The sequence below is a fragment of the Pseudomonas sp. FP1154 genome (genome assembly GCF_030687245.1).
In the GTDB taxonomy this organism is placed as follows: Bacteria; Pseudomonadota; Gammaproteobacteria; order Pseudomonadales; family Pseudomonadaceae; genus Aquipseudomonas; species Aquipseudomonas rhizophila.
In genome coordinates this window covers 1,613,003-1,638,673 of the sequence record NZ_CP117465.1, presented here as the reverse complement: position 1 = coordinate 1,638,673, position 25,671 = coordinate 1,613,003, and the positions used below count along the sequence as shown (strand labels likewise).

Below are 25,671 nucleotides of genomic sequence, written 5' to 3'. Positions count from 1 at the left end.
GACGGCACCTCAGGCCTGGTTGAGCTGCGCCTTGAGCAGATCGCGAAAAGTCTGGATCAGCGGCTCACGGCTGCGGCCACGGCGTACGATCATCGAAAACGGTGCCTGATAACCAAAAGTGGCCGGCAGCAACACGCGCAAATCGCCCTTGTCCACCCAGGCCTGAGCGTAGTGTTCGGGCAGATAGCCGACGTAGGCGCCGGACAATACCAGGATCAACTGCGCCTCCATGCTCTCCACCGTCGCCGCGCTGTGCTTGAAGCCGTGACGGGCCAGTTCGGCCTGGCTCCAGTAACCGCGCCCGACCATGCGTTGCTGGGTGATGAGTTGCTCAGGGATACGCCGCTCGTTGAACAGCGGGTGACGGTTGCTGCAATACAACCAGTGCTGCTCACGGTACAGCGGCATGTAGACCAGGCCGCTCATGCGCGTGGAAAACGCGCCGATGGCCAGGTCCAGGCGGTTGTCCTGCACGCCCAGTTGCAGTTCGTACGGACTCATGACCGACAGGTGCAGGTGAACTGCCGGATGCTCCTGGCTGTAGGCGCCGATGGCTTCGGCGAACGGCAGGGCTTTGTCGCTGACGGTGGAATCGATCACCCCCAGGTTCAGTGTGCCGCGCAACTCTCCTTTCAGCGCGGCGGCGTATTGCTCGAACCCTTCAAGCTCGCCCAACAGACGCAGGGTCTCCTGGTGGAACAACTCGCCCTTGCTGGTCAGGCTGAACCCACCCCGCCCACGATGACACAACACCAGGCCCAGGGCCGATTCGAGCTGGCTCATGTAGGTGCTGATGGCCGACGTGGAAAGGTTGAGCTCGTGCTGGGCATTGGCGAACCCCTGGTGCCGCACGACGCTGACGAAAATGCGCAACAGTTTCAGGTCGGGTAGAGCGTTGGCCATGGGGTCTCTCCATACAGGCGGGTCACTGCACACTTTGTGGCAAGGGGGTTTATCTGTGGGAGCAAGGCTTGCCCGCGATGAAGTCAACGCGGTTTCCCCCCTGGAACCGAGGCGCCTATGTCGCGAGCAAGCTTTGCTCCCACAGCTTTGCTTGCACAGCTTGCAAGCATGGTGTTGCCCCCAGAGATCAATCGCGAGTCTATCGCTCCATCCCGAATTAGTTTAGAAAAATCTGAACTAAGTATTTGCCCCCAGCGATTCTTCCACTCCCAGGCTTTTCGCAGAATCGGCCCCTGATAAATAAAACAACGATGAGGCCCTACCCGTGGACAAGATTCTTCACCAACCACTGGGCGGCAACGAAATGCCGCGCTTCGGCGGCATCGCCACCATGATGCGACTCCCCCATTTACAAACCGCTGCCGGCCTGGACGCTGCTTTCGTCGGCGTGCCGCTGGACATCGGCACCTCCCTGCGCGCCGGCACCCGTTTCGGGCCCCGCGAGATCCGCGCTGAATCGGTAATGATCCGTCCCTACAACATGGCCACCGGTGCCGCGCCGTTCGACTCGTTGTCGGTGGCCGATATCGGTGATGTGCCGATCAACACCTTCAACCTGCTGGACGCCGTGCGGATCATCGAAGAGTCGTACCACAAGATTCTGGAACACAACGTCATTCCCCTGACCCTGGGCGGCGATCACACCATCACCCTGCCGATCCTGCGGGCGATCCACAAGAAACACGGCAAGGTCGGCCTGGTGCACATCGACGCCCATGCCGATGTGAACGATCACATGTTCGGCGAGAAAATCGCCCACGGCACCACCTTCCGCCGCGCGGTGGAAGAAGGCTTGCTCGATTGCGACCGCGTGGTGCAGATCGGCCTGCGGGCCCAGGGCTACACCGCCGATGACTTCAACTGGAGCCGCAACCAGGGTTTCCGCGTAGTCCAGGCCGAAGAGTGCTGGCACAAATCCCTCGCCCCACTGATGGCCGAAGTCCGCGAGAAGGTCGGCGGCGGCCCGGTGTACCTGAGCTTCGACATCGACGGCATCGACCCGGCCTGGGCCCCTGGCACCGGCACCCCGGAAATCGGTGGCCTGACCACCATCCAGGCCATCGAAATCGTGCGTGGCTGCCAGGGCCTGGACCTGGTCGGTTGCGATCTGGTAGAAGTCTCGCCGCCTTACGACACCACCGGCAACACCTCGCTGCTGGGCGCCAACCTGCTGTACGAGATGCTCTGCGTACTGCCCGGTGTGGTCCATCGCTGAGGCGCGGTCATGAACGATCAGGCTCAAGTGCTCAAGGCCGCCGCTGAACTGGTGTCGGCCTTCGCCCGTAATGACCGTGACGCCTACTTCGGCGCCTTCACACCCGACGCGAGTTTCGTGTTCTACACCCTTGAACAGCCTCTGCTGTCTCGCGATGCCTACCAGGCGTTGTGGGACCGCTGGCGGTCCGAGGATGGCTTCGAGGTGCTGTCGTGTACCTCGAACAACGCCTTCGTCAGCCTGCAAGGGGACGTGGCGATTTTCATCCATGACGTGGCCACCGAGTTGCGCATGCAAGGGGAGCGACACTTTAGCCAGGAGCGCGAAACCATTCTGTTCCGCAAGCAGGAAGGACGCACACAAGAACAACAGGGCCTATGGCTGGCCTGCCATGAACATTTGTCCGCTATGCCGGAAGGGCTGCCACCCCCTTAGCCAAACAGACGACGCTCGCACACGATGGGCGCGCCTTTATGATCGGAGCAGATCATGCATAACAATAACGACAAAAGCCTTACGCAAATCGAAACCAACGGGGTCGAGCAGATCCCGGACCATGAACGAACCGCTGGCCCGACGGATCTGTTTCGACTGATCTTCGGCGGTGCCAACACCTTCGCCACCGCCGTGCTCGGCAGTTTCCCGGTGCTGTTCGGCCTCTCGTTCCAGGCCGGGGTCTGGGCGATTGTGCTGGGGGTGGTGCTCGGTTCGATCATCCTCGCGCCCGTGGGCCTGTTCGGCCCGCTCAACGGCACCAACAACGCGGTGTCCTCCGGGGCGCATTTCGGCGTACACGGGCGGATCGTCGGCTCGTTCCTGTCGCTGCTGACGGCCATCGCGTTCTTCTCCCTGTCGGTGTGGAGTTCGGGAGATGCGTTGATCGGTGGCGCCAAGCGTTTGATCGGTGTGCCGGAAACCGACTTGAGCCTGGGCCTGGCCTACGGCCTGTTCGCCTTGCTGGTATTGACGGTGTGCATCTACGGCTTTCGTTTCATGTTGTGGGTCAACCGCATCGCCGTGTGGGCCGCCAGCCTGCTGTTTCTGCTGGGCATCGCCGCCTTCGCGCCGGCCTTCGACAGCCAGTTCGCCGGCACCGTCGGCCTCGGCCAGCCGGGCTTCTGGGCGGCGTTCATCGGCGCGGCACTGGTCGCCATGAGCAACCCGATTTCCTTCGGCGCATTCCTCGGTGACTGGTCGCGTTACATCCCGCGCAACACGCCCAAGCGACGCATCATGCTGGCGGTGATCGCCGCTCAACTGGCGACGCTGATCCCGTTCCTGTTCGGCCTTGCCACGGCCACCATCGTGGCGATCAAGGCACCGGACTACATCGCAGCCAATAACTATGTGGGCGGCCTGCTGGCGGTTTCGCCGGGCTGGTTCTTCCTGCCGGTGTGCCTGATCGCGGTGATCGGCGGCATGTCCACCGGCACCACGTCGCTGTATGGCACCGGGCTGGACATGTCCAGCGTGTTCCCACGGGTGCTGTCACGGGTCAAGGCCACGCTGCTGATCGGCGTGCTGTCGATTGCCTTCATCTTCATCGGGCGCTTCGCCGCGAACCTGGTGCAGAGCGTATCGACCTTCGCCGTGCTGATCATCACCTGCACCACACCATGGATGGTGATCATGATCATCGGCCTGCTGGTACGCCGCGGCTTCTACTGCCCGGATGATCTGCAAGTGTTCACCCGTGGCGAAACCGGCGGGCGCTACTGGTTCAGCCACGGCTGGAACTGGCGCGGCCTGGGGGCCTGGATTCCCAGCGCGCTGGTGGGGCTGTGCTTCGTCAACCTGCCTGGGCAGTTCGTCGGACCGCTGGGCGAACTGGCCGGAGGCATCGACATCGGCCTGCCGGTGACCCTGGGCCTGGCCTCGGTGATTTACCTGGTGCTGCTTGGGTTGTTTCCGGAGCCGGCGGCGGTGTATGGGCCGGATGATCCGCGTAGCAAGGGTTCGGTCTCACCGAGCGCCGAACCTGTGGCGAGGGGATTTATCCCCGCTGGAGCGCGCAGCGCTCCCAAACCCTGACATATCAGTGTGCCTGACAGATTGAGTTGACTGCCATGGGGCGGCTGCGCAGCCCAACGGGGATAAATCCCCTCGCCACAACGGCAACGCTCGACTCCATCTGTCCATGGCGCCATCTCGACCTAACTATAAAAAAGACAATCGGAGACACGCCATCATGGCTTTGGATTTAATCGTCGTTCTCATCTATGCCACCGGCATGATTGCCCTGGGTTGGTACGGCATGCGCCGCGCCAAGACTCGTGACGACTACCTGGTCGCCGGGCGCAACCTCGGCCCGGGCTTTTACCTGGGTACCATGGCCGCCACCGTTCTGGGCGGCGCCTCCACCATCGGCACCGTGCGGCTGGGCTACGTCCATGGGATTTCCGGTTTCTGGCTGTGCGGCGCCATCGGCCTGGGCATCGTCGGCCTGAGCCTGTTCCTCGCCAAACCGTTGCTCAAACTCAAGATCTACACCGTGACCCAAGTGCTGGAGCGCCGCTACAACCCCGCCGCGCGCCACGCCAGTGCACTGATCATGCTGGTTTATGCGTTGATGATCGGCGCCACCTCGACCATCGCCATCGGCACGGTGATGCAGGTGTTGTTCGGCCTGCCGTTCTGGGTGTCGATCCTGGTGGGCGGCGGTGTCGTCGTGCTGTATTCCACCATCGGCGGCATGTGGTCGCTGACCCTCACCGACATCGTGCAATTCTTGATCATGACCGTCGGCCTGGTGTTCCTGCTGATGCCGATGTCCATCAGCGATGCGGGCGGCTGGGACGCGATGGTGGCGGCCTTGCCGGCCAGCTACTTCGATTTCACCGCGATTGGCTGGGACACCATCCTCACCTACTTCCTGATCTACTTCTTCGGCATCTTCATTGGCCAGGACATCTGGCAGCGGGTGTTCACCGCCCGTAGCGAAGGCGTGGCGAAAGTGGCCGGTACCGCCGCAGGCCTGTACTGCGTGCTGTATGGCCTGGCCGGGGCCTTGATCGGCATGGCGGCCAAGGTATTGCTGCCGGACCTGGAAAACGTCAACAACGCCTTTGCCAGCGTCGTCCAGACCAGCCTGCCCAACGGCATTCGCGGGTTGGTGATCGCCGCCGCCCTGGCGGCCTTGATGTCCACCGCCGCGGCCGGCCTGCTGGCAGCCTCCACCACTGTGGTCCAGGACCTGCTGCCGCGTCTGCGCCAGGGCCGTGAAAGCGGCAATGGCGACGTTCATGAAAACCGCATCGCGACCCTGCTGCTGGGCGTGGTGGTGTTGGGCATCGCCCTGGTGGTGAGCGATGTGATCAGTGCCCTGACCCTGGCCTACAACCTGTTGGTGGGCGGCATGCTGATTCCGCTGATCGGCGCCATCTACTGGAAACGCGCAACCACGGCCGGCGCGATCACCAGCATGTCGCTGGGCTTTTTGACCGCGCTGTTCTTCATGATCAAGGACGGCCTGGACGCCAATACGCCGATCTACTACAGCCTGAGCGTGGCGCTGGTGAGTTTCGTGGTGGTGAGTCTGTTGTCACCACGGTCGAAAATGATGGCCAAGGCGGTCTGAAAGCAGTTTTTCTTCGAGGGTGTGGCGTCGGTGGCCACACCCTTTTTTTGCCCTTGTATCGCTCAGTTCCAGACGATGAAAACCCTGTGGGAGCGAGCCTGCTCGCGATAGCGGTGTATCAGCCAATATCAATGGTGGCTGATCCGCCGCTATCGCGAGCAGGCTCGCTCCCACAGAGATTTTCCTTCAAAAACAAAAAAGATCGCAGTCTCAGGCTGTTTCAACTGAAACAGCCTGAGACTGCGATCTCTCCGATATTCGCGGTGTCTTTACCGACGGCGCGGCTGGCGGCGGCGCTGCTCGTCATCGGTGCGGATAGGGATCGGTTGCATGGGCGGCTCGATCAGGCCGAGCGCGACACCCAAGTCATGAAGCCAGTTCTGGATTTTCTCTTTCATCGTGGTGCCCCCTTCAGGGTGGTACGAGCGGCAAAATTCTGTGGCCCCTTCGCACTGATAATAGTCCGAAGTCCTACGCAATGCTCGTCACACATTGCAATGATCTGTTACTGAATCCATCAAAATCCAACGCTAGGCGCTCAAGCTGATCGTTCCACCATCAGCGGCGCCCGCGGCCAGGCCTGTTGCTGCAGTTCAATCCAGGCGGTGAGATTGGCCCCCACCATCCCTTTGCGCCACATCAGCCAAGTCGTGGCATTGGCAAACGGCTCGGCCAACGGATGCATCCTCACACGCTCGCGGCCCGGCAGGCTGGCGAGCATCGACTCGGACATCAGCGCCACCCCGGAGCCGGCAATCACACAGGCCAGCATCCCCTGATAAGACTCAATCTCCATCGCCCGGCCCATGGCCGCATGGTCATGGGCAAACCAGGCTTCCAGACGCATGCGGTAGGAACAGCCCTGGCGAAAGGTGAATACCGAGCGGCCCTGAACATCCAGCGCACTGCGCACTGGCGGGTGATCGGCCTCGGTGATCAGCACCAGCCGCTCGTCGCACAACGGCACCCCGTCCAACCCCGCCAGCTCCAGCGGGCCGTCCACCAGCGCCGCGTCAAGGCGCCCGGTGAGCAAGCCTTCGAGCAGTTCACCGCTGGGCGCCGACTGCACCTGCAAGTTCACCGCCGGGTACGTGCGGTGATAACCGGCCAGCAGGTCCGGCAAATGAATCGCCGCCGTGCTGTACATCGTACCCAACACAAAATCCCCGGCCGGTTGCCCGCCCTGCACGGCAGCATGAGCTTCGTCGTGCAGAGCAAAAAGCTTGATCGCATAGTCCAGCAGGACTTTTCCCGCTGGCGATAGCTGCAAACGCTGACGCTCGCGCAGGAAAAGATCTACGCCCAGTTGCTCCTCAAGCTGCTTGAGCCGGGTCGAGAGGTTCGACGGCACCCGATGCAGCCGCTCGGCAGCGCGGGTAATGGAGCCTTCCTCGGCCACGGCCTGGAAAATCCGCAATTGGCTGAACTCCACGACATTCTCCAAAAATGAACAAGTTACTCACTATTATTCATTTTTAATGAAAGTCAATCAGTCCTAGCCTGACGGTCATTCGCCTCAACGCTGGAGACCCGCCATGTCACCTCTGATTCGCCTGCTCGGCAGTTTCATCGCCCTGATGATGGCCATGGGCATTGGCCGCTTCGCCTTAACGCCGCAGTTACCTCATTTAATCGGCGAAGGTCAGATCGACTTGACCGCCGCTGGTCTGATTGCCGCGGCCAACTACCTGGGTTACTTCCTCGGCGCGCTGGACGCCATGTTCGCCCGCCGTCCGGAACAGGTGCGGCGGCGTTTGATCGGGGGCTTGTGGCTGTGCGTGCTGCTGACCCTGGCTTCGTTCTGGGCCTGGGGCTTCTGGCCACACTTGGTACTGCGCTTTGGTACCGGAGTGGCAAGCGCCTGGGTGTTGGTGATGATCACCGCCCTGAGCCAACCGCTGGCCGCTGCCGCGGGACGGCCACGGCTCGGCGCGCTGGTGTTTGCCGGCCCTGGGTTGGGGATTTTTCTGACCGGTTTGCTCGCCTTGGGCTCGAACCTGCTCGGCCAGACCTCTGCGACCCTGTGGCTGGTGTATGCCGGCGTGGCATTGGCGATGCTGCTGGTGATTCTGCCCATTCTGCCGCAACCCGCCGCAGCCGCGACCGCTACAGCGCCCGTCAGCGCCTCGCCGAACCGTGGCATCGCTCGACTTGGCGTGGTGTATGCCCTGTACGGCTTGGGCTACATCATTCCCGCCACCTTCCTGTCGCAGATGGCCTCGGCGCAGTTCCACGGGCAATGGCAAGCAGACCTGTTCTGGCCCTGCTTCGGTCTGGCCGCCGCCACTGGCGTGTTGCTGGTCAGCTTGCGTCGTCCCAACCCGAACACCACCGGTCGCTGGCTGATCGGTACACTCTGGCTGCAAGCCGCCGGAGTATTCGCCTGCCTGTTGGGCAGCGGGCCGGGGCTGGCGCTGGGCGTAATCCTGTGTGGAGCACCATTCCTGGCCTGCATGCAACTGGTAATGCTGCGCTCCCGGGAGCTGGCACCCCACGCCACCCAGCGCAACGCGGGCCTGTTGACCGCCTGCTTTGCCTTGGGCCAGCTCAGCGGGCCATTGCTGGCGGCGTCGAGCAGCCACTTCAGCGGTGGCTTGCAACCGGCGCTGATCATTGCCGGCAGTGGCCTGCTGCTGGCCGGCGGGCTATTACTGCGGCCCGCCAGCCGGGGTACGGTGAGCCCTTGCGCCCAGACCGCCCTGCGTTAATCAGGCCTGGCCGAGCGATGGGCTCAGGTGCACGGTCGAGTCACGCCGTGCCAAGGCGAAATACAACACCCCGCCCAGGAAGCAACCGGTGAACCAGGCGAAATTGGCCATCGGTTGCAACATCGGCGTGAAGGTAATCGCCACGCCCATCAACGTCGCCGGCACCAGCGCCTTGACCGCCGTCCAGTTGATGCCGCCGCTGTAGTAATAGCGCCCGCTGGGCCCGTCATTGAACAGCGCGTCGACGTCGATCTGCTGCTTTTTGATCAGGTAGTAATCCACCAGCAGAATCCCGAACAGCGGACCGATGAACGCTGCCAGCACGTCCAGGGTGTAGTGGATCACTTCGGGGTTGTTGAACAGGTTCCACGGTGTGATGAATATCGATGCAATGGCGGCAATCATGCCGCCGGCACGCCAGCTGATCTTGCTGGGGGCGACGTTGGCGAAGTCGAACGCCGGGGATACAAAATTGGCGACAATATTGATGCCGATGGTGGCAGTCACAAAGGCAAAGGCGCCCAGCAACACCGCCACGTCGTTGTCGATACGCGCCACGGTGGCGATCGGGTCATGGAGCATTTCGCCGAACACCGGCAACGTCCCGGAAACAATCACCACGGTCACCAGGGAAAACGCCAGGAAATTCACCGGCAGCCCCCAGAAATTGCCACGGCGCACGTCAGACATGCTCCGGCAGTAGCGACTGAAATCACCAAAATTGAGGGTCGGCCCGGAGAAGTACGACACCACCAACGCCGTCGCGACGATCACCTGACCGAACGCTTGCCAGCCGGACAAGGACTTCTCCGCCAGGGTGAAATTGATGTTGCTCCAGCCGGCTTTCCATACGATCCAACCCGCCAACAGGAACATCACGGCGTACACCACCGGCCCGGCCCAGTCGATAAAGCGACGGATCGACTCCATACCGGCCCAGAACACCAGCGCCTGGACGAACCACAAGCTGAGGAAACCGAACCAGCCCAAGTAGGACAAACCGGCAAATTGCGGTGAGGCATAGACTTCCATGGAAGGAAAAAACCGCAGCACCACAATGATCAGCGCGCTGGAAGCCAGGTACGTCTGAATGCCGTACCACGCCACCGCGATCAAGCCGCGGATCACCGCAGGAATATTCGCCCCGAATACCCCAAACGCCAGGCGACAGATCACCGGATACGGCACCGCCGCTTGCTGGCTCGGCTTGGCAACCAGGTTGGCGATTAACTGCACGATGCAGATGCCGCAGAGCAACGCAATCAACACCTGCCAACTCGCCAGCCCCAGCGCGAACAGGCTGGCAGCGAACACATAACCGCCGACGCTGTGCACATCACTCATCCAAAACGCGAAAATGTTGTACCAGTTCCATTTCTGCGGCAGCGGACCCAGGTCTTCGTTATAGAGACGAGGGCTGTAGCCGTTGGGCAGTTGCTCGGACATTGCGAGGCTCCTTTTGAGGACCGCCGTGCCCCCGTATCAACCTGCTCACCATACTGCGCACGGGAGCCGGCATGGTTTGTATACGGGTTGCTACGCAGAATGCGTGCCAGAGGTGGGGAATATGAGACAAACTGCGGTGTGTGGCGGGGACTAAAGCCGGGCAGGAGCAGGCACGCGCCCACGAACAGGGCGCGGGTGCATGCTAAAGGTGCAGGGTTTTGTATACAGAGGAGAGCCGAACACCGCTCCTGTGGCCAGGAGATTTTGAGGAACGGCGCATCGCTGTGGGAGCAAAGCTTGCTCGCGAAACAGGCGCCTCGGTATCAGAAAGACCGCATCGTCTCCATCGCGGGCAAGCCTTGCTCCCACAGCGGCCTCCCCTGGCCACATGAATCCTTACTTGCCACAGATGCCGTGGCTCGACTGAAGATCAGCTCAACTCAATCCGATCAGCATGAATGACAATTTGCCCATTCTTGTAGAGCGCACCAATGGCTTTCTTGAAGTTGCCCTTGCTGACACCAAACAGGCTGCTGATCAGCACCGGGTCGCTCTTGTCGCTGACCGGCAGCGTGCCGTTGTTTTCGCGCAACTTGGCGAGGATCTTGGCATTGAGGCTGGTCGCCGCTTCCTGACCCACCGGTTGCAAACTCAAGCTGATCTTGCCGTCCGGGCGGATTTCCTTGATGAAACCTTTTTCCTGCTTGCCGGCGCGCATGAACTTGAAGATTTCGTTCTTGTGAATCAGGCCCCAGTGCTTGTTATTGATGATCGCCTTGAAGCCCATGTCGGTGGCTTCCGCGACCAGCAAATCGACTTCCTGACCCGGCGTGTAGTTGGCCGGGGTCTTGTCCAGATAACGGTCCAGACGCGCCGTGGCGGTGATGCGGCGGGTGTGCTTGTCGAGGTAGACGTGCACCACGCAATATTCGCCGGCGGTCATCTGGCGCTTTTCTTCGGAATACGGCAGCAGCAAGTCCTTGGGCAGGCCCCAGTCCAGGAATACACCGATGCTGTTGACTTCAACCACTTTCAGGCTGGCAAACTCTCCGACCTGAACCTTGGGTTTTTCCGTGGTAGCGATCAGTTTGTCGTCGCTGTCCAGATAAATAAAAACATTGAGCCAGTCTTCATCTTCGCTGGGAATATCCTTGGGGATATAACGATTGGGCAGCAGAATTTCGCCGTCCGCACCGCCGTCCAGATATAAACCGAAGTGAGTGTGTTTAACCACTTGCAAACTGTTGTAGCGCCCGACTAAAGCCATTTCCAATACCCTCATTGCGTGGGCGGCATTCTACCCGGTTTTGCGGCGTGATTCGTGGCCTCTGGCGCGGGCGGCCGGAAGGGCCTTGTGCAGCCGTTGATTTCCCTGGGTTTTCCTCGCGTATGCGGCCATTCGTCAGGCAGACAACGGCCCTCCAGGCCGTTTCGGCCAGCCGTTTTTAAGTTATACAGTCCAGAGGGTTGCTATTTAAAACAGTGGCTTAGGGCAATAATGACGGCATAAACCACGCCTTATTCCAGCGCCCGGCGTGATAATTGAGGGAGTATATTTGCCAAGCAATTGTCAAGTATTTCCTGTACGATGCCTGGCCCAATTAATTATTTACAGGTTAATGGCCGTCATGCGCGTAAAAGCATCCAACAGCAAAGCAAAGCCCGCTCCAGCCGTGGAAACCAGCGAGTCTATCAACGACCAGATCGCTGCATTCCTCAAGTCCGGCGGTGAAATCCAGCAAATTGCCAAGGGCGTCAGCGGCCAGACATTCGGCCCGTCCAAGCAGATCAGCCTGGGCAAAAAGTAACCCGCGCGTCACCTGGTCCCAAAGCGCTTTGAGCTTCGAAGCGCTTGGACTGGAACCTCCCCGCTTACCCTCATCCTGCAAAAATCGACGAACGGCCTTCGCTGCCGAGCTTTCGCCGGTATGCTTGCACCTCTCTAGCTCAAGTGTTTCAGCTTGATGACCGATCCTGCTCCTCGCTATCCATGGAGTGAAGCATGCGCATTCCCATTGTCTCCCTGACGCTCAGCCTGCTGGCGTGCCCCTTCGCCCATGGGCAGGTGTTTCAGCGCGAGCTCGGCGACTTCGACCTCAAACTCGGCACCACGCCCAGCCGCAGCATGGCCCAGGGCTTGGTCACGCCGTCGAGCACCGGCTCGTTTCATGGCGGCCTGGACCTGAGCCACGACAGCGGCTGGTACGTGGGCCAGTGGTCGCCCAGCGTTGGCCTGAGCCCATCGAGCAATCTTGAAGTCGATTCCTATATGGGCTTCAAACAGCCCTTCGACCAGACCCTGGGTTACGAAATCGGCCTGATCCACTACAGCTACCCCACCCTCGACACGCTCGACAGCCAGGAATTCTTTGGCGGCCTGACCGTGCTGGGCAGCAGGTTCGGCGTGGCCTTCAGCAACGACCCGGATAAACAGAACAGCACCTTGTTTGCCGACCTGGGCGGCAACGTGCCGTTTGGCATTGGCGTCAGCGCCAAATACACCACCCACCAGTACAACTCACCGGTGTCGGTGGAGGACGGTTATGTAGGCAGTTTCAGTGACTGGTCGTTGAAAATTTCCCGCCCCTGGAGAGGCATCGACCTGGACCTGATCTACAGCGACTCAAGCCTGAGCGGCAGAAGTTGCTCGGCGTACTCCGGTCACAACAGCGAATGCGATGGCCTGCTGACCCTCAAGATGGCCCACCCTTTTTACTAAGCGTTACTTATTCGATCAGCTGAACTGCCGCGCACCTGCCATGCTCAAACAAGACAGTTACGCCTTCGCAACCCATGCCTTCGCAAGGACTCGCTCATGTCGCGCTGGTTCACCCGCATCGCCCTGCTCATGGCCCTGCTGCTCACCGTCACCGCCTGCAGCCGCGTGGGCCTGGCCTACCGCAACCTCGACCTGATCATCCCCTGGACGCTCAACGACTATCTGGACATCAATGGCGAGCAAAAGGACTGGTTCAACGACCGTCTCAATGAACACTTGAACTGGCATTGCACCACACAACTGCCCGGCTACCTTGACTGGCTGGACCGCTTGAAGAACATGGTGCAAACCAACCAGGTGACCGACCAGGCCCTGCAACAGCGTACCCGGGAAGCCAAGGCCGCCATCGCCGAAACCGCCCGGGAAATCACCCCGTCTGCCATCGAGTTATTGCAGGGGTTGAACGACGATCAGGTCGCGGACATGGACGCCGCGTTCGTCAAAGACCAACGCAAACGCCAGCAGCAATACCTCAAGCCGACGTTGCAGCAGCAAATCCAGGAGCGCAGCGAACGCATGGAGAAACGCCTGAACGACTGGCTCGGCCCGCTCAGCGAAGCCCAGCGCCAACGCGTGCAGGCCTGGTCCCGCGCCTTGGGCGATCAAAACCAGCAATGGATCGCCAACCGCGCGCACTGGCAAAACCAGTTCAGCGAAGCTGTGGCCCAACGCCACAGCCCCGATTTCCCCAAGCGCATCGAGCAACTGCTGGTCGACCGCGAAAGCCTCTGGACCCCCGCCTACTGCCAGGCCTTCGACAAAACCGAAGCCCAGGCCCGCAGCCTGCTGGTGGACGTGATGGCCGACAGCACCCCGACGCAACGCGAACACTTGCTGAGGAAGATCGACCGGGTGAAAAAGGATTTCAGTGATTTGAAGTGCCTGAAGGCAGCACGCTCATAAAACCACTGAGATGCATGTGGGAGATCGAATGTGGGAGCGAGCTTGCTCGCGATAGCGGCAGAACAGGCAACACACCTGTTGATGTCAGACCGCTATCGCGAGCAAGCTCGCTCCCACAGGGCTCAGTGCAGGCCTGTCAGGCAATCTGCGCCTTCGAAGCCACCTCATCAAAAGTAAACTCATCCAGCGCATCTTCCTGCTCATCCAGCACCTGGCGCGGATGATCATTGCCCGGGATGCTGCTGTCGATCAGGCTCAACAACCGCGAGCCACGGGGCGTCAGCACAAAGTTCTCGCCGTTACCGCCCTCTTCCTCCGGCCGAGGCTCGATATAGTTACGCTCCAACAGCAGCTTTTCGTACTCCCCGGCGACCGCTTTCAGATGATCGAGGTTCTCGATCGGCTCGCCTGCGGCTGCCTTCTCTGCCGCGTACTGCTCCGCATAAGGCCGAGGGGTAAAGCTGTGGCCGGCGCCGTTTTGCACTTCGTGCAACAACCGTTCGATCAAGTCCCAGTTATAAGTCGTCATCCTGGTCCATCCTCCAAAGAGTGAGATGCCTACTTAAAGTGTGACCCAGGCGCTGCGCTGCCGTTCAGCCGGGCTTACCGGTGGGCTATTGCCCAAGCCGACCAACGGCCTGTCGAATTCCCCCCGGGCCAAACGACCACTGACAGAAGTGCCGAATCAGCGGCTCTGCCACGCAGGAGAATTCACCATGAACGTAGAAAATCATGCCGTCGTCTCGCGGGAAGAATGGCTCGCCGCCCGTCGCCAGCACCTGATCCACGAAAAAGCCTTCACCCGCGAACGCGACAAACTCAGCGCAGAACGCCGCGCCCTGCCCTGGGTAAAAATCGAAAAACCCTACCGTTTCCAGGGCCCCAACGGCGAACTGAGCCTGGCCGACCTGTTCGGCGGCCGCAGCCAACTGATCATCTACCACTTCATGTTCGGCCCCGGCTGGACAGAAGGCTGTGATGGCTGCTCATTCCTGTCCGACCACATCGACGGCGCCAACCAACACCTGGCCCACCACGACGTCGCCGTGGTCGCCGTCTCCCGCGCGCCGTTCGCCGAGTTCCAGCCGTTCAAACGTCGCATGGGCTGGGCCTTCGACTGGGTCTCGTCAGAAGGCTGCGACTTCAACTACGACTTCGGCGTCAGCTTCAAGGCCGAAGACGTCGCCGCTGGAAAAACCTCCTACAACTACGAAAAATCCGACACCACCGAAGGCGAACTCCCAGGCCTGAGCGTCTTCTATCGCAACGAAGCCGGCGACATCTTCCACACCTACTCCACCTACGCCCGCGGCCTCGACATCCTGGTCGGCACCTACAACTACCTCGATCTCACGCCCAAGGGCCGCAACGAAGACGAAATCATGGACTGGGTGCGGCATCACGATAAATACGAAGAGGCCGAGCCCCACGGCTGCTGCCATAGCTGATGCGCCAACCCGCGCAAGTCGAGCGCGAACCCTGTGGCGAGGGAGCTTGCTCCCGCTCGACTGCGCAGCAGTCGCCTGCGTTGCCTCAGCCAAAGCCGACAACTGCCAGGCCAAAGGTCCTACATGAAGCTCGGAAAGCGGTGTCTTGTGGCTCAAGAGTGGATCGCTCTATAGTCCTTCGTCACCCAAAAAAGGCGACCGGGTTTGGCGACCCGACCTACAGAGAGACTCAATCAACTTTCGAGGCTCTGACTATGACCAGATACATGCCCATCACCGGAATTGACTGCACCCCGGCCACCCTGCTCATCGACACCGAAGCCCCGCTCGATGTCCTCTTCGAAACCGCCGACTACCGCATCCGCACCGTGACCCAACTGCTGGAAAATATCGCGCTCCGTTCGGATCTCAGCTCCGATACGGTGGTGCTTTCAGACTTTTGCAAGATGTTGACGATAGCGTTGCGTGATGGGTGTGATGTGATGGACGTGATTGGGAGGCGGTTGCGGGCGCAGGCTGCTGAATAACGAAAACGGGCGACCTTTGGGTCGCCCATTTCATGCTCGAATAAGGGAGATACACTTTGCATACTTTTCACAAACAATAAGAGAAAAACGGTGACAGACCACGTTTCTACATCATAGAAAACGTGGTCTGTCCCCGTTCGTCATCAGCGGTTGCCAGAACATAACGTTGGCCAACAGGAACGCCAGGCCGTGTTTGGGCATGCCCCAGAAGTGCTCGCGGGTTTGCAAGGTAGCAGAAGGCTGGCAGGCCAGAAAGGCGTGTTGGCGGTCGTCCATGATCGAGTCTCGTTGCAGCAGGAATTAGAGGAATACATCCACGCGGAAGTAGATCGGCGCTTCGCGCTCGGTCAGGGCATCCGGGCGTTCCAGGGAATGGGCGAAGGTGACGCTGGCGCTCAGGTGCTGGCCGCGGGCGAACAACTCCAGAGAATTGCTCGACATGCGCCCGTGCTGGTCGTCGTTGTAGCGGCCGCCACGAATCACGCCTTGGTCGTAACCGAGGCTGGTGCCGTATTCAGCGAACACCGGGCGCAACCACTCCAGCGTCACCGGGCGGCTCCAGCGCAGGTCGTTGCGCCAATAACCACCGCTGTCGCCGGACAGCGACTGGTCCTTGTAGCCACGAATCGACGATTGCCCGCCCAGGCTCATGCGCTGGGGGCTGAACAGGATCCCTCAGGGTCTGTCCCCGTTTTTCTGCTTAAGTTGATTACCAAGAAGCGTGTAGGAAATCGCCCAGACAGAATCGAATCTTGCGCTATAAAACGAAGACCCAAGCCTTATCCCTTGCTGATGACAACTCGTCGAGCAGCAAGGGCTGAGGTCAAGAAGAATGGGTACCTGAAGAAGGTTAAGTAAGTGCCATTCAAATCTGTCCCTTTTCCTCGAGATGTACTCAACGTTACTCTTCAGTCTTTGTTAGCGCCTGCAAATATTTAAAAGGAGCATTTCCAAGTTCAAACCCCATATCCAATGCTAACTCCTGAATCTCTTTAAACTCATCAACACTCAGCGCTACATCGTACTCACAAATATGCTCACAAAAAATCTCTAACGCCAAGCTCTCTTCATTGTACTTGACATAGTCCAATGCCCCCGCCAGAAATACCGCTTCCAAACGCCCTTCAAATTTAGCACCTAGCTTTAATATTCGTTGCGAGTACATAGCAGCCTACTTAATAGATTTATAAGGTGGTATAGGTGCATTATCAGGAAATGCAGTTACAACATTACTTATCGCGGGTTGGTAAACAACACGCATACGAACCCCATCTCGCACCTCAGTTGCCGCCGTTGACTTCGTTGAGGATGGTCTTGGCCGCCGTGCCATTGAGGTTCGGGTTGCCGAGGATGATCCCGCCCAACTGGGTGGACTGGGTGCGGGCGGTGGCGTTGTTGAGGATCACGCCGTTGCTGCCGACGTTGTAATCCTTGAACTGGTTGTGGGACAGGCCGCTGCCGTTGGGTTTGGCGATATTGACGATGGGCACGCCGTTACCCGCCCGGTCCAGGCCTGTGCCCGGTGCGCTGACCACGATGCCGTCAGCCTGGGCCCACAGCGGTTGCCAGAACATGACGTTGGCCAACAGGAACGCCAGGCCGCGCTTGGGCATGCCCCAGAAGTGCTCGCGGGTTTGCAAGGCAGCAGAAGGCTGGCAGGCCAGAAAGGCGTGTTGGCGGTCGTCCATGATCGAGTCTCGTTGCAGCAGGAATTAGAGGAATACATCCACGCGGAAGTAGATCGGCGCTTCGCGCTCGGTCAGGGCATCCGGGCGTTCCAGGGAATGGGCGAAGGTGACGCTGGCGCTCAGGTGCTGGCCGCGGGCGAACAACTCCAGAGAATTGCTCGACATGCGCCCGTGCTGGTCGTCGTTGTAGCGGCCGCCACGAATCACGCCTTGGTCGTAACCGAGGCTGGTGCCGTATTCAGCGAACACCGGGCGCCACCACTCCAGCGTCACCGGGCGGCTCCAGCGCAGGTCGTTGCGCCAATAACCACCGCTGTCGCCGGACAGCGACTGGTCCTTGTAGCCACGAATCGACGATTGCCCGCCCAGGCTCATGCGCTGGGGGCTGAACAGCACGTCCTCGCTGCGCTGGCCGGTCATCAGGCTGCTGAAACTGAACGATTCGCCCCACAACTTGAACGGTTGCAGGTAGCTGACGGTAGCGGTGTATTTGCGATAACGGGCGTCGGCCTGGCCGGGACCCGGATCGTGATCGCCCTGGGCATCGAAAGCGCCGATGCCTTGCTGCACACCCAGGTCCAGGTTGACGAAAGCACTGCCGACCCGTCGGCCATGGTTGATGCCGAACTGCCCTTCACTCAGGCGATTGCTGCTGACGTCCAGTTTGCTGTCTTCAATGAAGTTATTGGTGCGCAGGTAGGCCAGGCCGGTGTTGAGAGACGTCTTGCTCAGGGCGTCGCGGTGAATCACCCGTTCGACTCGCAACTGATGGTTCTGGCTGTCGCCGGTCTGCTTGAAGTTGAAACCGTTGGCCGGGATCTGCGAGCGGTACTCGCTCCGACTGTAGGTGTAGCTGACGTTCCACCAGCCAAAAGGCAAGTTGTAATAGAGCATGGCGTTGTTGGAGGTGTGCTGGTGGTCGGTCATCGCATCGTGACCACCGCGCAACATCAACTGGTCGGCCAAGCCCAGCGGGCTGTCCCACTCAAAGCTGGTGCCCCACTGCTGCTCGCCTGTGCTGCGCTGGCCGTCGTTGCTACGCGACAGCCCGGCACGCCAGGGCTTTTGTACTTCGTTGGTGACGCGCACTTCACTGCCACCGACGTTCTGGCCGGGGGTCAACTCCATCTTCGCCTGATTCGATGGCAGGCGATTGAGCTGATCGACCATCTGCTCGATCTCTCGCAGGTTGACCAACTCGCCGGTCTTGCCAGGAAAGGCCATCGCCAATTCACGGTCCGAGAGCTTGCTGTTCTCGGCGCCCTTCAAGCCTTCAAGCCGTCCTTCCACCACCAGCACGCTTAAATGCCCACCGGACAAATCCTGCTGCGGTAAATAGGCCCGGCTGGTGACCAGGCCTTTTTCGATGTAGTGATCGGTGATGACTTTGAGCAGCTCATTGAGCTGCGTCACGCCCAGGCATTGGCCGATGTAAGGTTTGAGCAACCGCTCGCGCTCACTGGCCGAAAGACTGTCGGCACCTTTGAGTTCAATGGTCTTGATGGGGAAACATCGGGCATCGGCAGGCGCTGTTGGCTGGGCCGGTTTCTCCGCCTTGCCGGGTAAGTCCTTGAGCTCTTCCAGACGTTGACGCTGCTCTTCGAGCAAGCGGTTCTGACGCTCGCGGATAAGGTCGGTTTCGCCGGGGGTGGGGGCAGCATGAGCAACAACAAGCGGAGAAAGGCACAGCAAAGCTACGCACAACCTCGCCCAAAGTAAGGGGGAGGACATGTTAGATCCCTCTAGCAAAATCGATATCAAAATAGTGGCGCGATACTAATTAGCCATCATTTTGACGTCAACTATTTGTTTGATCCGCGGGACTATTACCGAAACCATTCATCTGAAATAAGACGCCTTCCCCACGGAAGTACGAAAGGTCCGATGCGGAACCGGAGACTTCCTGCGAGACGGACAGAAACAATCGCGGGCGTACCTCGCAACATCCAGCCAATGAACTTTCCACCCTCGCGTGGCCTCAACCCCTTATCAGCCCAACAAGGAATACGAGGCCCTGCCATGAACACCCTCCTCAAACTCACCCTCGCCGCCACCCTCACCTGCGCCCTGCCCGCCTGGGCCACTTGCACGCCCGAGCAAGCCACCGCCAAGCGTGAACAATTGGCCAAGGAAGTGACCAGGCTCACCGAACAGAACCCGGACAAGGCTAAGGAAATGAATAAGGAACTGCAGGCCATGGACCTGGAGACCGCCAGCAAGGACGTGCCGGATAAGTGCCAGTTGATTGATGAGCGTCTTCAAGAGCTCAAGAATGCGGAGAAGAAAGCGGGGTGACGCCCGGAGCGGATACAGCTTGCTTTTGTGGCGAGGGAGCTTGCTCCCGCTGGGTGCGAAGCGCCCCCTGAAATCGAAGCGTCAACTCGTTAGATGATTGTAAATTCCACTTTGTTGGGGCTGCTGCGCAGCCCAGCGGGAGCAAGCTCCCTCGCCACGGGTTTTGCGTCAGATTCAGTTATCCATAAAAAACCGGACCCAAGGTCCGGTTTTTTGTGCAGCACTACCGCCGTTTCACTCAGCCGCTGGCGCCTCCGGCTTGCGGCGCTTGAGTGGGGCCATGCCGTCCTTGCTGACCAGCGACAAAGCGTCGGTCTTCGGGCGGTTGGCGATCTTGCGCTTGGTCGGGGCCTTGGCGCCGGTTTTCTTCTTGTCGCCCTTGGCGTCGACCTTTTTCTTCTTCACGCCAACGGCCTTGCCCGAGGCCTTGACCTTTTTCGGTCCGCCGTAGGTGCCTTTGACTTCCTTGATGGTGCGGCGCTCGAAGCTCTGCTTGAGGTAGCGCTCGACGCTCGACATCAGGTTCCAGTCGCCATGGCAGATCAGCGAAATCGCCAGGCCATCGTTGCCGGCGCGTCCGGTACGACCGATACGGTGCACGTATTCGTCGCCGCTGCGGGGCATGTCGAAGTTGATGACCATGTCCAGGCCTTCCACGTCCAGGCCGCGGGCGGCGACGTCGGTGGCGACGAGGATTTTCACGCCGCCCTGCTTGAGGCGGTCGATGGCCAGCTTGCGGTCTTTCTGGTCTTTCTCGCCGTGCAGCACGAACGCCTTGTATTCCTGGGCCACCAGGCGACCGTAGATGCGGTCGGCCATGGCGCGGGTGTTAGTGAACACGATGGCTTTTTCGTAGGTTTCGTTGGCCAGCAGCCAGTTCACGATCTGTTCTTTGTGCTGGTTGTGGTCAGCGGTGATGATCTGCTGACGGGTCGTGGAGTTCAGCTGGCTGACCGCGTTGAGCTGCAAGTGCTCAGGGTTGTTCAGCACCTTGGCGATCATTTCCCGCAGGCCCGAACCGCCGGTGGTGGCGGAGAACAGCATGGTCTGCTGGCGGTTGGTGCATTCGTCCACCAGGCGCTGCACGTCTTCGGCAAAACCCATGTCGAGCATGCGGTCGGCTTCGTCCAGCACCAGCACTTCGACTTCCTTGAGGTCGAGGTTGCCGGCGTTCAGTTGCTCGATCATCCGCCCTGGCGTGCCGATCAGGATGTCCGGTACTTTGCGCAACATGGCGGCCTGGACCTTGAAGTCTTCGCCACCGGTGATCAGGCCAGACTTGATGAAGGTGAACTGCGAGAAGCGTTCCACTTCCTTGAGCGTTTGCTGGGCCAGTTCACGGGTCGGCAGCAGGATCAGGGTCTTGATGCTGACACGAACCTTGGCCGGGCCGATCAGGCGGTTGAGGATCGGCAACACGAACGCCGCGGTCTTGCCGCTGCCGGTCTGCGCCGTCACCCGCAGATCACGCCCCTGGAGCGCGAGCGGAATAGCCGCTGCCTGCACCGGCGTTGGCTCGACAAATTTAAGCTCGGCCACGGCTTTGAGCAGGCGTTCGTGCAGGGCGAATTGGGAAAACACGGGTGCTACCTCGAAGAAATGCAAAAAAACAGCTGCATAGGGTAACGGTTTCGAGCGCGAAGGCCGAGTTTCTTTATACGAACGGCGCTAATCAGTGGCTTTTTTGTGAGCCGACTCGTCATCAAGGGTCACTTAACCTGGCTTAAATGCTCTAATCGCACCGTCGCGTCTTTATAGAAGAACCGTTTCGTCCATGGACATCAAACAGCTCTGGGTCAACATTCAAGACCTTTGGGGTGCTCTCGATAAGCATCCCCTCCTGCATTCCAGCCTTGCACTGATACTGCTGCTGGTGATTGCCCTGGTGCTGGGGCGCGTGGCGCGTTACCTGATCCTGCACGGTGCCAAGTTGCTGGGTCGCCAGCCGGCCCTGCACTGGGTCAACGACCTGCGCCAGAACAAGGTTTTCCATCGCCTGGCGCAGATGACGCCCTCGCTGGTCATCCAGTTCGGCCTGCACCTGGTGCCGGAACTGAGCAAGACCAGCATGATTTTCCTGGGCAATGTTGCCCTGGCTTTCACCATCCTGTTCATGGTGCTGGCCATCAGCGCCCTGCTCAGCGCCCTTCTGGATGTCTACGCCCGCACCGAACACGCCCGCACCCGCTCGATCAAAGGCTACGTGCAACTGACCAAGATGGTGCTGTATGTGTTTGGCGCGATCATCATTGTTGCCACCCTGATCGACCGCTCGCCGCTATTGCTATTGTCGGGTTTGGGGGCCATGTCGGCGGTGATTCTGTTGGTCTACAAGGACACCTTGCTGTCGTTCGTCGCCAGCGTGCAGCTGACCAGCAACGACATGCTGCGGGTCGGTGACTGGATCGAGATGCCTCAGGTGGGGGCCGACGGTGATGTGGTGGACATCACGCTGCACACGGTCAAGGTGCAGAACTTCGACAAGACCATCGTCTCGATCCCCACCTGGCGCCTGATGTCCGAGTCGTTCAAGAACTGGCGCGGCATGCAGCAATCTGGCGGGCGGCGGATCAAGCGCAGCCTGTTCATCGACGCCGGCGGCGTGCGGTTTTTGCAGGACGAGGAAGAACAGCGCCTGACCCAGGTTCATCTGCTGACCGATTACATCAGCCGCAAACAGGCCGAACTCAAGGCCTGGAACGAAGCCCAGGGCAACGTCGCGGCGATGTCGGCCAACCGCCGGCGCATGACCAACCTGGGCACCTTCCGCGCCTACGCCTTGGCGTATCTGAAAAGCCACCCGGACATCCAGCCAAACATGACCTGCATGGTCCGCCAGATGCAGACCACGGCCCAGGGCATCCCGCTGGAAATCTACTGCTTCACCCGCACCACTGCGTGGGCCGACTATGAGCGTATCCAGGGGGATATTTTCGATTACCTGCTGGCGGTAATGCCGGAGTTCGGGTTGAGCTTGTACCAACAGCCGAGCGGCACGGATTTGCGGGCGGGGTTGTTGGCCATCAAACCGGACGTCAAGGCAGTCGAACGCTTGGAAAACTGAACGCTACGATCGGCAGATCGAACATGAATCGAATCAGCCAAAATACCGCTATGCCTTTAGTGGATTTCACTACGAGCGCGGACATATCTCGTCTATTTCCAAGTATTTCCAACCTTTAGCATCTTGCCTTCATTCATTGAGCGAAGGCGCTACGACATGTTATGGACGACAAAACTCACCCGTGAGTCTGCCTACGATGGATCGAATGCAGAAGCTGAGGCACTCGCCCTCTATGCTCAGGCCGATGCGTTCGCCCAGCCCAGCAGTTTTTATACCAGCAGCCCGTATCGGCGCCCCTCGCGACCTCAAGACATCAATGACTCGCTGCTCACCGAGAGCCTGAAAATCAATCAACTTTCCAGCAGCCACCATTTGTTGGTGCAACGGTTGTTGCTGAACATCTACGAGCAGGACTTGGTTTTCCTCCCCAAGCCGCCCATGGCGTTCAACCTGAAGGAGTTCAAGGACTTCTATGAGCCGCAACACGTGGCGTTCGGTAAAAAAATCCGTCCCGTGCTGGAGAACTATGTCTACGGCTGGCTCAAGGAAGAGGTCCATATCAACGGCCCTTGGGAACTCGAATCGTTCCTGGCGCATACCGATAAAGTGTTGGAAGACGTAGCACAATCCGAACCCAAGCTCTTCGAAGTCCTCACACACAGCCGTGATCCACAACGGGCGGCCAAGTTTTTCATGACTCAGTGCGCGAGTGGCTATCTCAGTAAAGCATCAGTCATGGCGCGCAAAGTGTTGGGCAACTGCAATGTGGACACCACCAGATTATTCAAGATCCTGATCGACGAGTACGGTTATGGCGTGGAAAAAAATGACACCATTTTTTTAGAAAATATGCTTAAGGAAATGAGCATGTCGCATCGCGTCCATCACTACTGGCAGTTCTATACCGCCAGCTCGCTGTCGCTGACCAACTACTTCCATTACGTTTCAGCCAACCATGGCGAGTTGTTCCGTTACATCGGTGCCATGTATTACACCGAAGCGACATTGGCCTTAACGACCAAACATCAGTCGCGCGCGATCCGGACCATCTTCAACAACACCGTGTCCACCGAATACTTCGATGAACATTCCCACATCGACGTTCATCACGGACGCATGGCCCTGAAGCGCCTGATCATCCCGATGATCGAACAGTTCGGCAACAAGATCATTCCGGACCTTATCCGCGGCTTCGAAGAATTCAAATTGCTCCAGGATATCGCCGACGAAGAGCTCTATGCCCACATCAAGTGGCACGACGAACTGGATGAACATCGCGCCCGCGCGGCAGAACTTCATGGCCAACGCAACGTGGACATGCGCATCACCGAGTCGGAAAACGAACTCTCGGTGCTGCACACCCATTCCAACGACGAGTTGTTCTGGGTCGAGTCAGGCGAGCTGGACTTTGTCCTGAGTCCTGAATTGTCAGTCCGACTGAAGGCTGGCGAGGGCGTCGTGATTCCCAAGGGGATGATTCATGGCACTTGCGTCACCAGCAAAACCTGCACCTACACCGTTACGGCAATCTGAGTAACCCAGCCCATGAAAGCCATCAGCCTGAATCTGACCCACGTCAATTACGTCGCTGTGGACGAGAAAACCTATTTTCTCAAGCGCCATCCTCATTCCACACAGCTGTTGCCCACCAGTTGCCCCCATCGAGGCGGTCCGTTGCACATGGGCGAAGTCACGCAGGACGGGCAAAGCGTGATCTGCCCTTGGCACGACAACGCTTACAAACTTTGCAACCTGGAAAAGAAATCCCTGCCAACGGTGCGTGTGCGGAACGTAATCAGCACCGTGGTCAGCGATAACAACCGGTGCGTGCCGCTGTTCAAACTTTCTCGCCATGACTGAGTAAAGCGTATGACTAATAAATCAACCCTGGGAGCGTTCTACTCGATCGTTACCCTCTTCACCGGCCTGGATATGGCGATCGTCATCGCCATGGTCTGGTTCGGCCTGGAAACCACCGGGTCGACATTCCTGGTGGGTGCGACCTTGTGTGTGGCGACAGTGGTGCCTTATCTGTGCGAACAGTTCATCGGTAAGTTTTTTACCGTCGAACTGAGCATGCGTCGATTGCTCTACATTCGACTCACGGCATTTGGAGCCATTCTGGGATTGTCCCTTACCGACGCCGCGCTGCTGCCAATCGGCTTTTTAAGTATCGCGTTCGTGGTGGGGGTTACCGACTACTTCACCATCAGTACCCTGGAGTCAAAAAACACCAAGCTGGTGCTGGCGGGCCTGACCAACAGCGACACGTCTGCACGCCTGATGCAAACCTCCATCCAGATAGGTGCCTTCGGCGGCGCGCTGCTCGGGGGGGTGATCGTGGATATCTTCTCGGTCAATCAGACCCTGCAGATCATCAGCCTGGCGGCTATCGTGTCGTTGGGAGCAACGTTGCTGGTAGCCGCAACCCCGACATCCGACGATCCGGTACAGGCGCCTGACACCAGTGCAATTCTCGCCCGGCATCTGCCAGCCAATCTTTACATCCTGATCATCGTCCTGAGCATGATCGGCTTCCACATCGGCGCGTTCAACAGCCTGGTGCCCATCGTCTTCCAGAAGCTCAATGAGTGGAACGCCACCTTGTTTGGTGTCGCCAGTGGCTTGGCCGGCCTGGGTGCTTTCAGCGCCGCCGTGTTGCCACGGATCAAGCTCAACAGTTACAGCGCCATGTTGATGGTGGTCCTGGCCGATGTCGCGATCGTCTATTTCCAGAACCTCTACGTGATGATGGCCGCAGCGTTCCTGCTGGGTTTTTGCATCAACAGCCTGAGGATCCAGCTGCGTAAAACGCTGATCGAGTCTGCGCCCAATGCGCGGATTGCCGATGTCATCGCAGCCAAGAGCTCGCTTTACTACCTGCTGGTCAGCGGCTCGGCGCCCATGATCCTGACGTTCTTCACCACATCAGGCTTTTTGGGAATCGAAGGCGCGCGCCTTCTGATGATCGCGTCGGCCGCACTGTTGGGATGTGCCGTGCTGGTCTGGAATCTCAGCCCCGGCGTCTCGCCCGCGGTCACCGCTGAATAGGAGTGG

The 25,671-nt window shown here is 59.4% G+C and carries 25 protein-coding genes and 2 pseudogenes; 15 read left to right on the top strand and 12 right to left on the bottom strand.

Annotated features, from left to right (window positions below; genetic code table 11):
• Positions 1 to 9: 9 nt before the first annotated feature.
• Positions 10 to 903 (bottom strand): LysR family transcriptional regulator, encoded by an 894-nt coding sequence (locus PSH91_RS07545; protein ID WP_047227898.1) that lies wholly within the window; start codon positions 901 to 903, stop codon positions 10 to 12.
• A gap of 325 nt (positions 904 to 1,228) precedes the next feature.
• On the opposite strand from PSH91_RS07545, the gene speB reads away from it, so the two are divergent.
• From speB to PSH91_RS07525, 4 genes are all read left to right on the top strand, one after another.
• Positions 1,229 to 2,179, top strand: a complete 951-nt coding sequence (gene speB, locus PSH91_RS07540; RefSeq protein WP_003198979.1) for an agmatinase — start codon at positions 1,229 to 1,231, stop codon at positions 2,177 to 2,179.
• Between the two features lie 9 nt (positions 2,180 to 2,188).
• Positions 2,189 to 2,614, top strand: coding sequence for a nuclear transport factor 2 family protein (locus PSH91_RS07535; protein WP_047227899.1), 426 nt, complete (start codon positions 2,189 to 2,191; stop codon positions 2,612 to 2,614).
• Positions 2,615 to 2,665: 51 nt separating this feature from the next.
• On the top strand, positions 2,666 to 4,210 hold the full coding sequence (locus PSH91_RS07530; protein ID WP_305468512.1) for a cytosine permease: 1,545 nt from the start codon (positions 2,666 to 2,668) through the stop codon (positions 4,208 to 4,210).
• Positions 4,211 to 4,367: 157 nt separating this feature from the next.
• On the top strand, positions 4,368 to 5,756 hold the full coding sequence (locus tag PSH91_RS07525; RefSeq protein WP_076385892.1) for a sodium:solute symporter: 1,389 nt from the start codon (positions 4,368 to 4,370) through the stop codon (positions 5,754 to 5,756).
• A 269-nt stretch (positions 5,757 to 6,025) separates the two neighbouring features.
• Here the strand turns inward: PSH91_RS07525 and PSH91_RS07520 are convergent, their stop codons facing one another.
• Together PSH91_RS07520 and PSH91_RS07515 are read right to left on the bottom strand one after the other, a co-directional pair.
• Positions 6,026 to 6,154 carry a PA1414 family protein gene (locus PSH91_RS07520; RefSeq protein ID WP_256222727.1) on the bottom strand — a complete coding sequence of 43 codons (129 nt, stop codon included), beginning with the start codon at positions 6,152 to 6,154 and terminating at the stop codon, positions 6,026 to 6,028.
• Positions 6,155 to 6,294: 140 nt separating this feature from the next.
• Positions 6,295 to 7,188: a LysR family transcriptional regulator gene (locus tag PSH91_RS07515; RefSeq protein WP_160891870.1), complete on the bottom strand. Its 894-nt coding sequence runs from the start codon at positions 7,186 to 7,188 to the stop codon at positions 6,295 to 6,297.
• A gap of 103 nt (positions 7,189 to 7,291) precedes the next feature.
• On the opposite strand from PSH91_RS07515, the gene PSH91_RS07510 reads away from it, so the two are divergent.
• Entirely contained in the window at positions 7,292 to 8,464 is a 1,173-nt protein-coding gene (locus PSH91_RS07510; protein ID WP_160891868.1) for an MFS transporter, read from the top strand.
• Here the strand turns inward: PSH91_RS07510 and PSH91_RS07505 are convergent, their stop codons facing one another.
• Together PSH91_RS07505 and PSH91_RS07500 are read right to left on the bottom strand one after the other, a co-directional pair.
• Positions 8,465 to 9,910 (bottom strand): NCS1 family nucleobase:cation symporter-1, encoded by a 1,446-nt coding sequence (locus PSH91_RS07505; RefSeq protein WP_047227904.1) that lies wholly within the window; start codon positions 9,908 to 9,910, stop codon positions 8,465 to 8,467.
• Positions 9,911 to 10,340: 430 nt separating this feature from the next.
• A complete protein-coding gene (locus PSH91_RS07500) occupies positions 10,341 to 11,177 on the bottom strand; it encodes a S1 RNA-binding domain-containing protein (RefSeq protein ID WP_047227905.1) in 837 nt (278 codons plus the stop codon).
• Positions 11,178 to 11,529: 352 nt separating this feature from the next.
• Here PSH91_RS07500 and PSH91_RS07495 point away from each other — a divergent pair, with 352 nt between their 5' ends.
• The 3 genes from PSH91_RS07495 to PSH91_RS07485 all read left to right on the top strand — a co-directional run bounded on the left by PSH91_RS07495 (position 11,530) and on the right by PSH91_RS07485 (position 13,592).
• Positions 11,530 to 11,718, top strand: coding sequence for a hypothetical protein (locus PSH91_RS07495; RefSeq protein ID WP_018607615.1), 189 nt, complete (start codon positions 11,530 to 11,532; stop codon positions 11,716 to 11,718).
• A gap of 194 nt (positions 11,719 to 11,912) precedes the next feature.
• Positions 11,913 to 12,629, top strand: coding sequence for a TorF family putative porin (locus tag PSH91_RS07490; protein WP_305467743.1), 717 nt, complete (start codon positions 11,913 to 11,915; stop codon positions 12,627 to 12,629).
• A 96-nt stretch (positions 12,630 to 12,725) separates the two neighbouring features.
• Complete coding sequence (locus PSH91_RS07485) at positions 12,726 to 13,592, top strand: DUF6279 family lipoprotein (RefSeq protein ID WP_305467741.1); 867 nt, start codon at positions 12,726 to 12,728, stop codon at positions 13,590 to 13,592.
• A 136-nt stretch (positions 13,593 to 13,728) separates the two neighbouring features.
• On the opposite strand, the gene PSH91_RS07480 is transcribed toward PSH91_RS07485, so the two are convergent.
• Positions 13,729 to 14,121: a transcriptional regulator gene (locus PSH91_RS07480; protein WP_076385904.1), complete on the bottom strand. Its 393-nt coding sequence runs from the start codon at positions 14,119 to 14,121 to the stop codon at positions 13,729 to 13,731.
• Positions 14,122 to 14,308: 187 nt separating this feature from the next.
• Here PSH91_RS07480 and PSH91_RS07475 point away from each other — a divergent pair, with 187 nt between their 5' ends.
• Positions 14,309 to 15,040 carry a thioredoxin family protein gene (locus PSH91_RS07475; protein WP_160891864.1) on the top strand — a complete coding sequence of 244 codons (732 nt, stop codon included), beginning with the start codon at positions 14,309 to 14,311 and terminating at the stop codon, positions 15,038 to 15,040.
• Between the two features lie 254 nt (positions 15,041 to 15,294).
• On the top strand, positions 15,295 to 15,567 hold the full coding sequence (locus PSH91_RS07470; protein WP_274090331.1) for a hypothetical protein: 273 nt from the start codon (positions 15,295 to 15,297) through the stop codon (positions 15,565 to 15,567).
• 111 nt (positions 15,568 to 15,678) lie between these two features.
• Here the strand turns inward: PSH91_RS07470 and PSH91_RS07465 are convergent, their stop codons facing one another.
• The 5 genes and pseudogenes from PSH91_RS07465 to PSH91_RS07440 form a co-directional block, all read right to left on the bottom strand.
• The gene (locus PSH91_RS07465) at positions 15,679 to 15,843 is read right to left on the bottom strand and encodes a hypothetical protein (RefSeq protein ID WP_305467737.1); all 165 of its coding nucleotides are present in this window, start codon (positions 15,841 to 15,843) and stop codon (positions 15,679 to 15,681) included.
• Between the two features lie 24 nt (positions 15,844 to 15,867).
• Positions 15,868 to 16,239 (bottom strand): annotated as a pseudogene (locus PSH91_RS07460) (ShlB/FhaC/HecB family hemolysin secretion/activation protein); the annotation flags it as partial.
• Between the two features lie 229 nt (positions 16,240 to 16,468).
• Complete coding sequence (locus tag PSH91_RS07450) at positions 16,469 to 16,732, bottom strand: MafI family immunity protein (RefSeq protein ID WP_107322103.1); 264 nt, start codon at positions 16,730 to 16,732, stop codon at positions 16,469 to 16,471.
• 118 nt (positions 16,733 to 16,850) lie between these two features.
• A pseudogene (locus PSH91_RS07445) lies at positions 16,851 to 17,255 on the bottom strand (hypothetical protein); the annotation flags it as partial.
• A 24-nt stretch (positions 17,256 to 17,279) separates the two neighbouring features.
• Entirely contained in the window at positions 17,280 to 18,986 is a 1,707-nt protein-coding gene (locus PSH91_RS07440) for a ShlB/FhaC/HecB family hemolysin secretion/activation protein (protein ID WP_305467735.1), read from the bottom strand.
• A 288-nt stretch (positions 18,987 to 19,274) separates the two neighbouring features.
• Here PSH91_RS07440 and PSH91_RS07435 point away from each other — a divergent pair, with 288 nt between their 5' ends.
• Positions 19,275 to 19,550: a hypothetical protein gene (locus tag PSH91_RS07435; protein WP_160891860.1), complete on the top strand. Its 276-nt coding sequence runs from the start codon at positions 19,275 to 19,277 to the stop codon at positions 19,548 to 19,550.
• Between the two features lie 234 nt (positions 19,551 to 19,784).
• Here PSH91_RS07435 and PSH91_RS07430 read toward each other — a convergent pair whose 3' ends face one another.
• The gene (locus PSH91_RS07430) at positions 19,785 to 21,131 is read right to left on the bottom strand and encodes a DEAD/DEAH box helicase (protein ID WP_047227912.1); all 1,347 of its coding nucleotides are present in this window, start codon (positions 21,129 to 21,131) and stop codon (positions 19,785 to 19,787) included.
• A 193-nt stretch (positions 21,132 to 21,324) separates the two neighbouring features.
• On the opposite strand from PSH91_RS07430, the gene PSH91_RS07425 reads away from it, so the two are divergent.
• The 4 genes from PSH91_RS07425 (at position 21,325) to PSH91_RS07410 (ending at position 25,665) form a co-directional block, all read left to right on the top strand.
• Positions 21,325 to 22,614, top strand: coding sequence for a mechanosensitive ion channel family protein (locus tag PSH91_RS07425; RefSeq protein ID WP_305467734.1), 1,290 nt, complete (start codon positions 21,325 to 21,327; stop codon positions 22,612 to 22,614).
• 156 nt (positions 22,615 to 22,770) lie between these two features.
• Positions 22,771 to 24,147, top strand: coding sequence for an iron-containing redox enzyme family protein (locus PSH91_RS07420; protein ID WP_305467733.1), 1,377 nt, complete (start codon positions 22,771 to 22,773; stop codon positions 24,145 to 24,147).
• A 12-nt stretch (positions 24,148 to 24,159) separates the two neighbouring features.
• Positions 24,160 to 24,474 (top strand): Rieske 2Fe-2S domain-containing protein, encoded by a 315-nt coding sequence (locus PSH91_RS07415; protein ID WP_092458270.1) that lies wholly within the window; start codon positions 24,160 to 24,162, stop codon positions 24,472 to 24,474.
• Positions 24,475 to 24,483: 9 nt separating this feature from the next.
• Entirely contained in the window at positions 24,484 to 25,665 is a 1,182-nt protein-coding gene (locus PSH91_RS07410; protein WP_092458267.1) for a hypothetical protein, read from the top strand.
• Positions 25,666 to 25,671 lie beyond the last annotated feature (6 nt).